The sequence below is a fragment of the Serratia sp. DD3 genome, assembly GCF_000496755.2.
Map to the genome: position 1 here is coordinate 1 of NZ_AYKS02000014.1, position 14894 is coordinate 14894.

Here is a 14894-nt window from a genome sequence, read left to right on the forward strand (position 1 = left end):
GATGATACCTTATACGGCTACACGGGCAACGATCTGTTTATTTTCAGCGACAGTGCGGGTAAGGACATTATTGCGGACTTCAATGTTAAAGATGACAAGATATTGTTCAGCAACTCAGCTTTGAGCTTTGACGATCTGCACTTCAAGGCGGTGAATAACGACACGATAGTGTCTTATTTTGACAGCCAGATTACTCTGCGAGGAGTTGCAATCGTTAATATTGAAGAAAACCTGTTTATTTTCTGATCCTTTCATTTATCTAATGACAACAAGGGACTATCCCATTGTTGTCATTAGTTTTTCAATCTTTGATTGAAATACTTCTGACGAAGATGCACAGGGCAAGCCCATCGATTTAACGCCTTTACGATTGTCTACCCTATTTTGGTTGTGAACCTGATCACACTTATCGCATTGGCTACCTGACATCATGAACTCCATGTATTACTGTTTTTTTATACAGTAAATAGGAGATAACTGATGGATATTACCCCTTGCGTTTCACATGTCTCGTTAGGAACCAATAAATTTGATCTTGCCGCACAATTTTATGATCAGGTACTCAGTGCGCTAGGTTGCCGGAGAGTGCATGATTTCCCCGGTGCCATTGGCTATGGCCATGAGTACCCAGAGTTCTGGCTGCAAATCCCTATAGATGGTAAACCTGCTGGCACCGCCAATGGCGTTCATGTTGGTTTTTTTGCCACCAGTAAACAACAAGTTGATGCATTTTATCAGCAGGCGTTGGCCGCAGGGGCACAAGATGAAGGCGCACCAGGCCTTCGCCCTGAATATGGTGATGCTTATTATGGCTGTTTTGTTCGTGACTTGGATGGCCACAAAATAGAAGCCAGTTTCTGGAACGAAAGTGTCGCCGGCTGCTGCTAGCGCTTGGCCATTCAGCCACCCTGTCTTGCCACAGTAATACTGATAAAACGTTGGCTAGCTCTGCACCACTCAAAGAAATATCGATAAAAAAATGCCGGTGATTAAACCGGCATTATTGAATCAAATCTGCTATGTGCATAATTCTAAAATAAAACAATTATGGAGCGCAACGCCCATCGCTCAACGTTGCATTCACCTGCGCTTAAAAGCATGCCGCATTTATAATAAAAATATGTTGATGCTGCTCAATTTAAATGACCTTTTCCGTAAGAATTTTGCTTATAACCCGCTCGCCGTACGCTTCAACCACAAGCAACCGCCCATCAGGGCCACATGTGATTGGGCAAACATACCCATACTGTCGTAGTGACTTTGGCTAACCAGAGTAAAACATTCTCTTTGGTTATGGGAAATTTGTTCTTCCTATTGATAACAGATGACCAGTGAACTTATGTTGTTGGCAAAAATCTGGCCTTACAGACTGGGGGGCTTGCCAAGCGACACGCTATTCACATCAATCGCCAAGTCTGATGACCTTTTGGTGTTGCTCATCAAAAGATAAGCTTTTGAATTTAAATAAAACAATAATAAAACAACGTTAAACATTAAATTATTATTGTTTTACGATAATTTTATTGGCATGATCGCACTTCCTGACACACATAAAACAGAGGTTCTTATGTCAACAACACGTATTTCAGTCCTAAGCAAACGGATGGCTACCATCACTCTCGCTTTTCTTATCATGATGATCTTACTGAACGTGGTCGCTTGGTTATTTCCTGGTAATATTGCCGGGCATGGCTTGGGGTTTTCTCTGACGGAGACCTTTATCAGTGACAGCAAAGTTAATGTAGCCTCCCTGCCAGGATGGCAAATTGCCGGCGCTATTATTTTATCCAGCATTCCACTGCTTGCACTGGTGTTTGGGCTCTATCAGTTGCGTCTGCTTTTTCAAACCTATGCACAAAAAGCCTATTTTTCCGTCACTGCCGCACAACATTTGGGACGAGTGGGTAAATCTATTGCCATCTGGACGCTGTTAACTTTTATTTGTGAGCCTTTACTGAGCATTTGGTTGACCATGCAAGCGCCTGAAGGTCAGCAATTCATCTCGTTTAGTTTCACCGTACAAGATGTTGTTGCCTTATTCCTCGCTGTTTGCATCACCATCATTGCTCACATATTGCAACAGGCAAGTATGATATACACAGAAAATCAAGAGTTTATTTAAAGGTATTACTATGACAATCATCGTGAAACTTGATGTGCTGTTAGCCAAGCGAAAAATGAAGTCTAAAGATTTAGCGTCAGTCATTGGTATTACAGAACAAAACGTCTCTCTGCTAAAACAAGGTAAAGTGAAAGGGTTACGTTTTTCTACTCTGGATGCAATTTGTCGCTATTTAGAATGTCAGCCCGGAGATATATTAATTTATTCTGATGAAACAAAGCCAGACAATGAATAGCTGCCGCGAGAGCAGCTAGATCATAAATATGGTTCGTCCGTTTTATCAGCAAGTGAGAACCTCAGGGATGAGGTTTCTTAATCCCCAACAGAATACCAACGAACTGCCATTCCCCCGCTATTCCACTAGATGTCGTCTTGACGTGGGGTTATCGCGGTGAATCTGACGTCACTTGATAACGATAGCCTACCCCATGTACCGTGCGAATCAATAATGGGTTGTTGGGATCCTGTTCAATCACTTTGCGTAGTTTAGAAATATGCTGATCCAGTGTACGGCTGTTGGGTAAATAGTCATAACCCCAGACTGCGTCGAACAACATTTCCCGAGTTACCACTTGATTTTTATGCTGATAAAGACAAACCAGAATTTTTATCTCACGCAGCGATAACTCCAGACGTTCTGTCTGGCGTAGTGCACACAACTCATTGGGATAGACGGTCAAGTCGCCAAAGCAGAAACGGGTATCCGGTTGAGGGTTATTTCTACGCAAACAACGCCGAGCAATGGTTTTAATTCTGGCGCGAATTTCATGAATGCCAAATGGCTTACTGATATAGTCATCGGCACCCAGTTCTAACCCCACCACACGATCAATCTCTTCATCTTTGGCCGATAAAAAAATAATCGGGATATCTTCATCCTGTTTGCGGATTTCACGGCATACCTGATAACCATCCATCTCTGGCATCATGATATCCAGAATCATAAAGTCTGGTTTTTGCTGCTGGTATTTTTCCAGCGCCACTTTGCCGTTTTCCGCAGCAATCAGTGTGTATCCCTCGCGGGAAAGCGCTTCAACCAGTCCTTGGCGAATATTGGTATCATCTTCAACCACCAGTATTTTCATCATTCTCCCTTGGGATTATCGCGATGGAGCGTTATGCCGCCGTAGCGGGCGCTTGGCGCATCAACCGTAGTGTGAAACGCACCCCCGGAGACAGTGCTGTCACCGAGATCTTGCCACCTAAACTGTGTGCCAGTTGCTGAGCGATCGTCAAACCAATACCTGTGCCTGAGACCCCTTCAGTAATGTTTGATTTTACCCGGTAAAAAGGCATGAAAATCATTTCGAACTCTTTATCTGCGATACCTGGCCCATAGTCCCGTACATGAATATCGACATAGTCCGCATGGGCAACCACTTGTAAGTCAACTTGCTTCCCTGTAGCGGCATATTTCTCTGTGTTATTGAGTAAGTTGTTGATAATCTGCGTCAAACGGTCTACATCAGAATTCACCAGCGCATTTTCAGCCACTGTGACAACCAGCGCCATTCCCTTAGCCTGCAGGGAAGGTGTAAAAGTATGAGCAATCTGTGTGACTAATTGGCTGACATCCACTGACTGAAGATACAACTTGGGTTCACGCGTAAACGTGAGAATATTCTGGATCAGACGGGATAAGCGCTGGCTCTCGCCAATAATCACATTCAAATAGCCTAGCTGACCACCATGCTGATCAGTCAATTCCTCTTTCAGTAGCTCAGCATAGAGTGTGATATTGGTCAGTGGGGTTTTCAGCTCATGGGATACCTGGCTAACAAAATTCACCTGTTGACGTGCCAAGCGTGTTTTTTGCGTATATTCACGGTATAGACGGAAGAGAATAAACCCAATACTGGCCAGCATTAGCAGAATAAATATCCCACCCCAGAGGTATACCGCCAATGTGTTGACTGCCTGACCATAATAACTAACCTGCCAGCCCGAAAGTGGATATGGCAGGTTTTGCTGTTCCAGTAGTCGTTTTTCATCTAATAGCCGATAGGGGTTGCTCTGATACAGCACCCGCCCATTCTCTCTGACGACCAACGTATCGTTGCCAAAATCCACTTGGGCAGCATTGATGACATCAGAAAGTAAATTGATATAAGAAACGCGAAATCCTAGCGTGTCGCTACCTTTATTACGCCAATAAATAAGTAGCGCATCCTGAAGCTCTCCGCCGATAAACCAGCCTGATTGTGGCGCCGCATGCTCGTTTTTTAGACTGTGGCTGTAAAGCAAGGAAGGGTCATCCACCAGGGGGGCGATCATCTGCAACCAGGCATGCTCTTGTTGACTCAGTGGCTCATTATCCTTGGGATACAGCAAGTGACCTTTTTGCAATACAAAAACTGCATTAACATCACTGTCTTGCTCAATCAGCTTTTTAAAGGAGTCATCATCGCGCTGGACATAATCCATAATGGCGTCCAGACGTGTCGCTTTCTGCTGGAGAATATCCATGATACTGGTGCTCATCTGCGCGGCGCGCGTCTGTGCCAATATCTTGGATTGGTAGTGACGCTGCAATACCTCGTGCTCGATGGTGCGCACACCCAGATAAGTGATCAAACTGAAAATCACCAGCGTCATCATGACAAAAATGATTAAACTTCTGCGCTTGAACATCTGGCTCCTAGGAGGGTTGGTGACACCGTCACCAATGGAATTCTGCTTTAGACTCTGTTGATGCCGGCTGCAACTGCCTGCAGCCAGCAATCAAAACGATTATTGATTCTTTTGCGTTTTAATATTGAAATTTTGTTCTTTTACCGCCTTACGCGATGAAGCCTTGCTTTCATTATCTAACTCTTCCACCATCTTCTTGTTCATCTGCGCACTGGATTCCGCTTTCTGCCTGGCTTCCGGTGTTTTGAGTTTCAAGCTTTGTAATTCCGCTGCATTGCCGCTAATGACCGCTTTAGCTTCTTCCATTTGCCCTTTATCCATCAACTGTATCGCGCGCTCATTTTCAATGGCTGATTTCTGAATAGCTGAATCAACAATCACATCATCCACTTGGGCTGAATTCACTTCTTGTGAGGACTGGCTGTAACTGACATTCACCTTTTCATCAACCGTATCAACCCGTTTGCTACTGAGGTTGGCATAACTGACACTCACATCAGCCAACAGTTTGGTTTCCGCATGCTGCCCTTTTGCTGGAACCACTTCCAACAAGACATATTTTTCCTGGTTGGCATACAGTTGGTTAAGTTTTACCTTCACCTTGTTATTGCTGATGGTGCCATCGCGGCCAAGCAAACGTACGGGTGTCACCTGCTCCGGGGTGGTAATAACCACCTCGACATCTTGTGCTACCACTGACATCACATCATTAAATTCATGGGCCAATATTCCTTCCAGATTATTGGCATTTTTCACAAACACATGATTTCCGTCGCTATAGCTGGCAATGGTGGTCATCAGATCTTCGTTATAATCTTCACCAATACCAAAGGTGGTAATGGCGATACCTTTTTTGGCAGCGACTCTGGCCAGCTCGGCTAATTCACTATTGGAGGTTGGCCCGACGTTGGCTTGACCATCAGAAAGCAGAATAATACGGTTTATCTGTTCTTTATCCAGATGACGGCTCACCTGCTGGATCCCTTTGCTAACCCCAGCAAACAAGGCGGTACTGCCGCCTGATTCAATGCTACGTCTTATTGCATTAATTATCTGCTGCTTATTCTTTACTTTCGTCGCTGGCAGTATCACTTCAGCTTCAGAGTCATAAGCCACTATCGACAAGGTATCATTACTGTCGAGCATATTAACTGCCGTAATGGCCGCATCTCTGGCATTGATGATCCGCTCACCGTCCATTGATCCCGAACGGTCAATCACCAGCGCCAGATTAATCGGGTGACGCTGTGCAATGGCCTGCGGGTAACCCACCAGCGAAATTTTCAGGTAGTTTTTCTCTTGGCTGTTTTCCAGAACAACGGGAGAAGCCACTTGAGATTTGACGATGACTTTATTTGGGGCCGTACTCTCAGCCTGGGCCCCCCAAGGCAATACCGATAACGCGAATAGCGCAAGAATACATTTTAGATTCATGGTGATACTCCAGTAAAATAATCCAATGCATTCTTGCCTATCTTGAACAACAAGATGTCTTTCTGCTGTATAAAGATGTCAAAAAATCGTAAAAGTTACTCTCCTGCTGAATCATTCGAGTTGCAGAAACAGCAACTCGAATGATTGAGAGTATCAACAGCACAGTAAATCAATGTTTCAAGATATACATCTGCTGGCTATAAGCGACATCTTCCGGGTTAGTGATTGGGTAGCCTTTCACCCACGGTTTAATCAAACGACCATTGGTATATTGATAAATTGGCGCTATTGGTGCTTCTTCCGCAATCATCTGTTCCGCTTTATTGTAATCGGCGGTGAGCAGCGTCGGATTTGTTTCACGGCTGGCCTGCGCCAGTAACTGGTCATATTGCGGATTTTTGAATTTGGCGATATTACCAGTATGGGAAGAGGTGAGTAACGACAGGAAAGTCGAAGCCTCATTGTAATCCCCCACCCAGGAAGCGCGTATCACATCAAAATTACCGGTATTACGGCTATCGATATAGGTCTTCCACTCCTGATTCTGCAATTGGACATCAACACCCAATGTTTTCTTCCACATTGAGGCCACCGCAATCGCTATCTTCTGATGGCTCTCGGACGTGTTATAGAGCAGAGTGAGTTTTAACGGATTATTCGGACCATAACCCGCTGCCTGCATCAATGCCTTGGCTTGAGCGTTCAGCTCTTCCTGGGTCTGTTGTTGCAATAGATTAGCTTGTGGTTTAAAGCCAGCGGTGACATCCGGTGTAAAATGATAGGCAGGTTTTTCACCAGTACCCAGCACTTTTTCGGCAATAATTTGCCGATCAATCGCGTATGACAATGCTTGGCGTACCCGGACATCGTTGGTAGGTGCCCGTTGGGTATTAAATGCGTAGTAATAAGTGCCCAGTTGATCCGGTGTATAGACCTGACCAGGAATATCTTTCAGCAACTTTTGGTACATGGTTTTTGGAAAGGATTCTGTGATGTCGATATCCCCAGCCAAATAGCGTTTGGTGGCATTGGATTCCTGATTAATCGGTACAAAGGTGACTTTAGTCAGTACCGTCTGTGCGTGATCCCAATAATGCTCATTGGGTACCAGAACCAACTTTTCGTTTACCACGCGGTCTTGCAATTTGAACGCCCCATTCCCCACCAAATTACCGACTTTGGTCCAGTCACTGCCATATTTTTCAACGGTGGCCTTGGGCACTGGGAACAGGCTGAAATTCGCCGTCAGGCTAGCAAAATAAGGTACCGGTTTATTTAACTGTACCTTCAGCGTATGGTCATCTAACGCCACTACCCCGAGTTTATCCACTGGCATTTTGCCAGCAATAATTTCTTCGGCATTTTGGATACCTGCCAACTGGGCAAACCAGGCAAATGGCGATGTATTTTTGGGGTCAACCAGCCGTTGCCAGCTATAAACAAAATCTTTTGCCGTGACAACGTCACCATTTGACCAGCGGGCATCTTTACGTAAGGTAAAAATATAGGTTTGGTTATCATTGCTTTGCCAACTCACCGCAACACCAGGGATCACATTGCCCTGTGCATCCTGATTCACCAGACCTTCAAACAGGTCACGCGCCACCTGCGCTTCTGGTAACCCCACGGCTTTAATGGGATCCAGTGATGCCGGTTCATCTTTAATATGACGGACAATTTCTTGTTTTTCCGCCAGCAAAGTACCAGCAGGAACCTGGGCGGCCATTGCATTACCCATCACTGCGCTGATCGCCAGCGCACAAAGTGCCAAACGAAAACTCTGCTGCATTTTTCTTCCCGCCATTATTGATTAACCATGCAAAATTTTTATCATGCATTCCTATCGCCTTTCAAGCCGCAAGACGGCCAGAAGCGCTTTATTCGCCTAACAGACTGTGAAAATTAAGTTAAAGCATAATACACTGAGCATCACCACAGCTTCTTTATTTTGGCATGAAGGAATCACAGCATGATCCAACACCGACCACGGAGTGAACGAGGCCAACTGACCACTGCTGGTGAGCAGTATGGCAAATCAGTGCTAGGTGCACCGTTACTCTACTTCCCCGCGGCCATCCAGGGCCCGAACAGCGGATTGGTGATAGCAGGCACCCATGGTGATGAAACTGCTGCGGTGGTCACCCTATCCTGCGCATTACGTAGTATTGAGCCTAATCAGTTGCGTCATCATGTGATCCTGGCGGTCAACCCCGATGGTTGCCAGCTTGGGCTACGCGCCAATGCCAATGGTGTTGATCTAAACCGCAATTTTCCAGCCGCCAATTGGCGTTCCGGGGAGACGGTTTATCGTTGGAACAGTAGCGCCAAAACACGCGATGTGCGGCTATCTACCGGCGGGAGGCCCGGTTCCGAACCTGAGACCCAGGGATTATGCCATCTCATTTATCGCTTAAAGCCAGTTTGGGTGGTGTCATTCCATGAACCCCTGGCCTGCATGGAAGACCCGCAAAAGTCCAGATTAGGAGAGTGGCTTGCACATAAGTTTGCTCTGCCACTGGTCACCAGCGTCGGTTATGAAACACCCGGTTCTTTTGGCAGTTGGTGTGCGGATTTATCCTTACCCTGTATCACCGCTGAATTGCCACCCATCTCTGCTGATGCCGCCAGTGAAACTTACCTGGATGCCATGGTGGAATTACTGACCTATGGTGATTGATTCAGTACCTACAATTCCATGCCTACAGTGCAATGGCTCCGCACTCAAAGGCCAGACCTGGCTCCACATCTTTTGCCAGCCAGGTTGGGCCATCAAGGTCAACAAAACGTGAGCCTGGTACCAACGGCAATGCCGCAGTGATCGCTCTAGAAGTACACAACATGCAGCCGAGCATGATATCAAACCCCTGCTCTCGCCCCTGTGCAGCCAGTTTCAGTGCTTCGGTCAAGCCCCCCGTCTTATCCAACTTGATATTGATCATTTGGTAACGATTCGCCAAACGCGGCAGGTCAGCCGTGGTATGGCAGCTTTCATCAGCACAAATCGGCAATAGATGGACAAAATTTTGCAGAGCACGGTCATTATTGGCAGGTAACGGTTGCTCTAGCATGGCAACCCCCAACTCTGCCAACAAATGGCAACGAGATTCTAATTGTTGCTCTTGCCAAGATTCATTAGCATCGACGATTAATGTGCTCTGTGGCACAGCGTTACGGATCGCCCGCATCCTTTCATCAACCCAATCATTATCCAGTTTGATTTTCAGTAAGGTGGCGCCCTGCTGCTGCAACGTTTTAGCCGCTAATGCCATGGCTTCAGGTGCTGCGATACTGACTGTTTGCGCCATCACTACACGGGTTGGTGCCACCACACCACTAAGCTGCCAGCGGTCGCGACCAGTAAGATGGCATTCCAAATCCCATAACGCAGAATCAACAGCATTGCGTGCTGCACCCGCAGGCATCAGATGCAGTAAATCTTGCCGCGTTGCCCCTTGTGCTACAGCATCAGCGACCGCAGCAAGCTGTTCCATTACTGAAATTTCGCTCTCACCATAACGGGGATAAGGCGTGCATTCACCGATGCCACAGTGGCCTTGCTGTTCAATCTCTACCACCACCACATTGGCTTGTGTGCGACTACCCCGCGCTATCACAAAAGCGGTATGCAACGGCCAGGATTCAGCATGAAAATGCATGCTTCTCATCGTTACTCCTGAATAACATCCTCACTGTCATCAGTGAGCTTACGGCTACTCAGCCCATATTCACGCAATTTGTTGGCGATGGCGGTGTGTGAAACCCCCAGGCGTTTGGCCAGTTTACGTGTGCTGGGGTAAGTACGATAAAGACGTGTCAGCACCGAGCGTTCAAAACGCTTGCTGATATCATCCAACGACCCATCCAACACTTCATCCGCCAATGACATTTCCACTTCAAATTCCGGCAAGATGATGTCTTGCGGGCGCAGTTGAAAGCCATCCGTCTGTGTCAGAGCACGGTAGATGGCATTCTTCAACTGCCGAACGTTACCCGGCCAACTGTATTTGATGAGGAAACTGTTCAGATCACTCGCCAGCTTCGGTCTGGGTACCCCTTGTTCATCGGCGAAGCGCGCCACAAACAGTTCCGTCAGTGGCAAAATATCCTGTGGGCGTTGATGTAAAGGAGGAATAGATATCGTCAATACGTTAAGGCGGTAATAGAGATCTTCACGGAATTCTCCACGCTGCACCAGCTCAACCAGATTTTTCTGAGTTGCACAGATCACCCGCACATCCACATGCACTTCATGCTCTTCCCCTACACGGCGGAAAGTACCGTCATTCAGGAAACGTAGCAGTTTAGTTTGCATGCGTGGCGACATCTCGCCAATCTCATCCAGCAGCACTGAGCCGCCATTCGCCTGCTCAAAGAAACCCTTTTTCCCCTCCAACGCATTGGGATAAGCCCCAGGAGCATGCCCAAACAGTTCACTCTCAACCACATCGTCGGGTAATGCCGCACAGTTTAATGCCAGGAAAGGTTGCTTTCCGCGCGTGCTACGCAGATGGCAGGCACGTGCCAAGATATCTTTACCCGTTCCGGTGTCGCCGACAATCAGCAACGGCGCATCCAGCATCGCCAATTTACGCGCCTGTTCCAGTACCTGGCGCATTTTCGGGCTGACACCGACAATCTGCTCAAAACCGCTGTCATCATTGACTGCCAGACTCTGTAGCTGGCGCCCCATACGCGCAGCCGATTTTAGCATCACCACGGCACCCACCGGGGCCCCCTGCTGCTGCTCATCTTCCAGATAAATGGGGGTGATATCCATCAGGAAATCCTGACTGTGGACCACCACACGCTCGGAATGGGACGTGATATTCTCGCTCTCCAACCAACGGCCAAAGTTATAGCCACTAATCAGCTGACTGGCGGTCTGATGACGGATTTTATCTTCACTGAAATTAAACAATATCTGTGCAGCCGGATTGGCAAGCTCTACCTTGCCTTTCATATCAATGGAAAATACCGGTTCCGGCATTGATTTTAATAGCGCGCGTAATGCCCGGTGTTCACGTTCTGAAGGCATAAAGTTGACAGTGCGCACATCAGTGACCCCATCGATTCGCCTGATTTCAGCCATCAAGGCACGAAAAACATCAAAATCGAGTTGGGAAAAATTCAGATAAATACGGCCGATGGGGTCAATTTCAATACCACGTAAATCGATGCCGCGGGATACTAAAAGATCGAGTAATTCTCGAGTAAGACCGAGACGGTCTTGGCAAAATACTTCCAAACGCATCAGTATTGACCTTATCTCTGCAGGTGCGGGAATATCTCACCATGATACTCCCTCCCTCCGAACAGAAGAAGTCATCTGTCAGCAGAAGTTGACAGAACTCTGTTTTCTTATTCCAGCGGTGACCAAAAAGCGATTGAACCAGGATTTATTGCGGCCGAGAGCCACTTTTGCTCATCGTCTCTTTTAACTGTGTGACAAGTTGTTTACGGAAATCGCCAAGTTTCGGTTTATCCCCCTCCAGCCAAGGCAAAGGGCGGCAAAGTTCCATCGCTTTAATACCTAAGCGCGCCGTTAACAGTCCGGCACCAATCCCCTGTGCTGCCCGTGCTGAAAGACGAGCCGCAATATCTTGTGACATCCAATCCATCCCCACTTCCCGCACCAATTCAGACGCGCCAGCAAAAGCGATATTCAGTAACACCAGCTTGAATAACCGTATTCGGCTAAAATACCCCAGTTCGATGCCATACAAGGTCGCAATACGATTAATCAGCCGAATATTGCGCCAGGCAATAAATGCCATATCCACCAACGCCAGTGGGCTGACAGCAATCATCAGTGCTGACTCGGCGGCCGAACGGCTAATTTCCCGCCGCGCCTGGCTATCCAGTACCGGTTGTACCAGCTTGGCATACAGTACCACCACCTCTCGATCGTTTTGGGTTTCATGCAGTGAAGCCTGCCAACGTTGTAATGCTGGGTGACCTGCTGCCAACCCCGCCTGCTGCGCCAACTGTTCGCAGAACTGGCGCCCTTTACCCAAGCCATGGCTGTGTAATAATTCGCGGGCCTCATCACGCTCTTGCGCTCGTTGGCGCAAACGATATAACCGCCGCCACTCGCCCACCAACGAACCAATACCAGCAAATACCACTAATCCCCCGGCGACGCCCCCACCGAGGGCAATCCAATCTTGCTGAACCCAAGAGCTATGCAACCACTGCCCACCTTGGGCTATCACACTGATGCCGAACAGCAGCAAGCCCGCATTCACCATTTTGCGCCATAGACTACGCTTGGGTTTCAATGCCGCATTGATGATCCCTTCCGCGCGCCCCTCTTCTTCTTCCTGTTCCAGCTCCGGCGAGGTAGGGTAAAAATTCTCAGCCTGTTGTTGATCAAATGCCATACTGGCGCGCAGCACTGGCTCTTGTGGCGGCTGCAACGGCTGTTCAAAATCAATACGCGGTTTTAGCGGTTCACTCATCGTAATTTGTCTCCCAATAAAAATTCCATCGCGGCATCTAGGCGAATATGCGGCAATGGACTCTCAATGCTCATCACACCAGGGCGAAATTGGTCAAACTGGAAACCTTGTTGCTGCCAGAATGCCGGGCCAGGTAAACGGGCTGGCACCTCACCGGGGAATACCGTCAATGGTTCACCATCACTTAGCCGGTGGCCTTTCAGTGCAGCCATTCGTTGCCCATGGTGTTCAACAGTGCCATTTTCTGTCCCCTGTATCGAAGCCAAGCCGAGGCAATCCATACTGATACCTTCAAATGCGGCGTTCTGCCAAGCCTCTTGCACCAGTTGCTGCAACAATGAAACCAGATTGGAATGCTGATCAGCAGTAATGTGATCCGCTTTGGTGGCAGCAAACATCAGCTTATCAATGGTCGGTGAAAACAGACGATGAAACAGGGTCCGTTTACCATAGTGGAAACTGCGCATCAGTTGGGTGAGTGCCAAGCGCATATCATTAAACGCTTGTGGACCACTGTTGAGAGGTTGCAAACAGTCTACCAAGACAATCTGGCGGTCAAAGCGAACAAAATGCTCTTTATAAAAGGCGTTGACGATCGACTGGCAATAATAATTAAAGCGCGCGCGTAACATCCCTATATTGCTGTTTTTATCCGCTTGCGCTAAGCGAGGGTCCTCCAGCTCGGCAATATTTGGCCAAGGGAAAAACTGCAACGCAGGCGCGCCAGCCAATTCCCCGGGTAATACAAAACGACCCGGCTGGATAAAGTGCAACCCTTGTGCCTTGCACTGTAGCAGGTAATCGGTATAGGCCTGAGCAATCTCTGCCAATTGGTTTTCATCAGCTGGTTGTAATGGATCAAGTGCTTGGCACAAGGTTAACCAAGGTTGCGCCCATTTGGCCCGATCCCCTTGCAGTAACCCCCCCATCTGCCGTGACCACGCCAGATAGTCCTGTTCCAACATCGGTAAATCCAGCAACCACTCACCGGGGTAATCAACAATCTCCAGATACAGCGTCGAGGTTTCCTTAAAATGACGTAACAGAGAGTCACTTGAGCGGTAACGCAACGCCAGACAGATTTCACTGACGCCGCGCGTTGGTGTTGGCCAGCTTGGCGGTGAACCATAGAGCTGTGCCAATCCTTCGTCATAAGTGAAGCGCGGGATCCCGAAGTCTCGTTGAGGAATGCGTTTAACCCCCAGCAGGCGCTCTTCTCGCACTGGCGAAAATAGGGGTAGACGAGCGCCGCTGTGAATATTCAGCAGTTGGTTGACAAACGAGGTGATAAACGCTGTTTTACCGCTGCGGCTCAGCCCGGTTACCGCCAAACGTAAATGGCGGTCCATGCCCCGGTTGAGCAGCGAAGTAAGCTCATGTTGCAATCGTTTCATTGCTCTCCAACGAATATTTACCCGTCATCAATGAAGCTGTAGCAGTATTGGCTATGCTCGTTCACCCGAATCACTGACTTGAGTAAGCTCATCGGGACGTTCTCGTTTGCCGCCTACCTGCAACTCCATTGAACTTGGGTATAAAAGGTTACAGTTTGCGAAAACGGCTCTGTACACCAAAGGTGTCAGAGGTGACGTAGCGCTCAATTTGGCGGAGTTGCTGCTCCCCACTGCCAAGTTGATACGTCAGTTGATCAAGCAACTGGCGTGGTGTAGCGGTTTGTGCCTCCTGATAGCTACTCGCTGGGGCTTCATCCAACGTGAAGGTCAGAACGATATAGGCAACTACGGTAAAAGCAAACAAACCAAAAAACACTGACAGCACAGCAATCACGCGGATCAACAGTACCGGCACCCCTAAATAGTGAGCCAAACCGGCACAAACCCCTTTCACCATCCCTTCTTCAGGAACGCGATATAATTTTTTATTGCCTGTTGCGCCGGTCTGCTGCCAGCGGTTCTCACCAGAGGTTCCGGCTTGGTAGTCACTCCCTTGGTCATAATTCCTTCTTTCTTGATTTTTTCTCATTACGACTCCCTCCAATTGGGATGTTCCGCATCAAGAATATCTTCCAGCGCCTGAATACGTTCACGCATACGCGTAGCATCTTGCGCCAGTTGTGCCAGACGTTGCATTTCATGCTGACTTAATTGGATACCACTCTGTTGCCGATTGCTGTAATGCAGCCACAGCCAAATCGGGGCGACAAACAGCACAAAAATTGTCAATGGAATGGCCAGTAATAGCGCGCTCATTTCAATTCCTTCTTGTTGACCAGTAAGTGCGGCCATACA

Annotated in this window: 14 protein-coding genes and 1 pseudogene; 5 read left to right on the top strand and 10 right to left on the bottom strand. The window is 47.9% G+C overall.

The features are described from left to right. The 4 genes and pseudogenes from IO95_RS25490 to IO95_RS01240 form a co-directional block, all read left to right on the top strand. Positions 1-246, top strand: a pseudogene (locus IO95_RS25490) (hypothetical protein); the annotation flags it as partial. 234 nt (positions 247-480) lie between these two features. Beyond that, a complete protein-coding gene (locus IO95_RS01225) occupies positions 481-888 on the top strand; it encodes a VOC family protein (RefSeq protein WP_023491700.1) in 408 nt (135 codons plus the stop codon). A 640-nt stretch (positions 889-1528) separates the two neighbouring features. Continuing rightward, positions 1529-2122 (top strand): DUF2975 domain-containing protein, encoded by a 594-nt coding sequence (locus IO95_RS01235; protein WP_235186723.1) that lies wholly within the window; start codon positions 1529-1531, stop codon positions 2120-2122. Positions 2123-2132: 10 nt separating this feature from the next. After that, positions 2133-2357, top strand: a complete 225-nt coding sequence (locus IO95_RS01240) for a helix-turn-helix transcriptional regulator (protein ID WP_023491697.1) — start codon at positions 2133-2135, stop codon at positions 2355-2357. A 148-nt stretch (positions 2358-2505) separates the two neighbouring features. Here the strand turns inward: IO95_RS01240 and IO95_RS01245 are convergent, their stop codons facing one another. From IO95_RS01245 to IO95_RS01260, 4 genes are all read right to left on the bottom strand, one after another. Beyond that, the gene (locus IO95_RS01245) at positions 2506-3207 is read right to left on the bottom strand and encodes a response regulator transcription factor (protein WP_023491696.1); all 702 of its coding nucleotides are present in this window, start codon (positions 3205-3207) and stop codon (positions 2506-2508) included. A 31-nt stretch (positions 3208-3238) separates the two neighbouring features. Beyond that, positions 3239-4753: a cell wall metabolism sensor histidine kinase WalK gene (locus IO95_RS01250; RefSeq protein ID WP_023491695.1), complete on the bottom strand. Its 1515-nt coding sequence runs from the start codon at positions 4751-4753 to the stop codon at positions 3239-3241. Between the two features lie 99 nt (positions 4754-4852). Next, a complete protein-coding gene (locus tag IO95_RS01255; protein WP_023491694.1) occupies positions 4853-6187 on the bottom strand; it encodes a VWA domain-containing protein in 1335 nt (444 codons plus the stop codon). 169 nt (positions 6188-6356) lie between these two features. Next, on the bottom strand, positions 6357-7991 hold the full coding sequence (locus tag IO95_RS01260; protein ID WP_037383461.1) for an ABC transporter substrate-binding protein: 1635 nt from the start codon (positions 7989-7991) through the stop codon (positions 6357-6359). Positions 7992-8156: 165 nt separating this feature from the next. Between IO95_RS01260 and mpaA the strand changes: the two genes are divergently transcribed. Continuing rightward, positions 8157-8864 (top strand): murein tripeptide amidase MpaA, encoded by a 708-nt coding sequence (gene mpaA / locus IO95_RS01265; protein WP_023491692.1) that lies wholly within the window; start codon positions 8157-8159, stop codon positions 8862-8864. A 22-nt stretch (positions 8865-8886) separates the two neighbouring features. On the opposite strand, the gene ycjG is transcribed toward mpaA, so the two are convergent. From ycjG to pspB, 6 genes are all read right to left on the bottom strand, one after another. Next, positions 8887-9852, bottom strand: a complete 966-nt coding sequence (gene ycjG, locus IO95_RS01270) for an L-Ala-D/L-Glu epimerase (protein WP_023491691.1) — start codon at positions 9850-9852, stop codon at positions 8887-8889. 2 nt (positions 9853-9854) lie between these two features. Next, positions 9855-11438, bottom strand: coding sequence for a transcriptional regulator TyrR (gene tyrR, locus IO95_RS01275; RefSeq protein ID WP_023491689.1), 1584 nt, complete (start codon positions 11436-11438; stop codon positions 9855-9857). Positions 11439-11583: 145 nt separating this feature from the next. Then, a complete protein-coding gene (locus IO95_RS01280) occupies positions 11584-12645 on the bottom strand; it encodes a YcjF family protein (RefSeq protein ID WP_023491687.1) in 1062 nt (353 codons plus the stop codon). Beyond that, positions 12642-14039, bottom strand: a complete 1398-nt coding sequence (locus tag IO95_RS01285; RefSeq protein ID WP_023491686.1) for a YcjX family protein — start codon at positions 14037-14039, stop codon at positions 12642-12644. Before IO95_RS01285 ends, IO95_RS01280 begins: the two co-directional genes overlap by 4 nt. Before the next feature lie 148 nt (positions 14040-14187). Continuing rightward, on the bottom strand, positions 14188-14628 hold the full coding sequence (gene pspC / locus IO95_RS01290; protein ID WP_023491685.1) for an envelope stress response membrane protein PspC: 441 nt from the start codon (positions 14626-14628) through the stop codon (positions 14188-14190). After that, complete coding sequence (gene pspB / locus IO95_RS01295; protein WP_023491684.1) at positions 14628-14855, bottom strand: envelope stress response membrane protein PspB; 228 nt, start codon at positions 14853-14855, stop codon at positions 14628-14630. Before pspB ends, pspC begins: the two co-directional genes overlap by 1 nt. Positions 14856-14894: the final 39 nt, after the last annotated feature.

Coding starts and splice junctions, on each gene's coding strand:
- IO95_RS01225 (WP_023491700.1), top strand. CDS start 481: ATGGATATTACCCCTTGCGTTTCACATGTCTCGTTAGGAACCAATAAA.
- IO95_RS01235 (WP_235186723.1), top strand. CDS start 1,529: ATGATCGCACTTCCTGACACACATAAAACAGAGGTTCTTATGTCAACA.
- IO95_RS01240 (WP_023491697.1), top strand. CDS start 2,133: ATGACAATCATCGTGAAACTTGATGTGCTGTTAGCCAAGCGAAAAATG.
- IO95_RS01245 (WP_023491696.1), bottom strand. CDS start 3,207: ATGAAAATACTGGTGGTTGAAGATGATACCAATATTCGCCAAGGACTG.
- IO95_RS01250 (WP_023491695.1), bottom strand. CDS start 4,753: ATGTTCAAGCGCAGAAGTTTAATCATTTTTGTCATGATGACGCTGGTG.
- IO95_RS01255 (WP_023491694.1), bottom strand. CDS start 6,187: ATGAATCTAAAATGTATTCTTGCGCTATTCGCGTTATCGGTATTGCCT.
- IO95_RS01260 (WP_037383461.1), bottom strand. CDS start 7,991: ATGGCGGGAAGAAAAATGCAGCAGAGTTTTCGTTTGGCACTTTGTGCG.
- mpaA (WP_023491692.1), top strand. CDS start 8,157: ATGATCCAACACCGACCACGGAGTGAACGAGGCCAACTGACCACTGCT.
- ycjG (WP_023491691.1), bottom strand. CDS start 9,852: ATGAGAAGCATGCATTTTCATGCTGAATCCTGGCCGTTGCATACCGCT.
- tyrR (WP_023491689.1), bottom strand. CDS start 11,438: ATGCGTTTGGAAGTATTTTGCCAAGACCGTCTCGGTCTTACTCGAGAA.
- IO95_RS01280 (WP_023491687.1), bottom strand. CDS start 12,645: ATGAGTGAACCGCTAAAACCGCGTATTGATTTTGAACAGCCGTTGCAG.
- IO95_RS01285 (WP_023491686.1), bottom strand. CDS start 14,039: ATGAAACGATTGCAACATGAGCTTACTTCGCTGCTCAACCGGGGCATG.
- pspC (WP_023491685.1), bottom strand. CDS start 14,628: ATGAGAAAAAATCAAGAAAGAAGGAATTATGACCAAGGGAGTGACTAC.
- pspB (WP_023491684.1), bottom strand. CDS start 14,855: ATGAGCGCGCTATTACTGGCCATTCCATTGACAATTTTTGTGCTGTTT.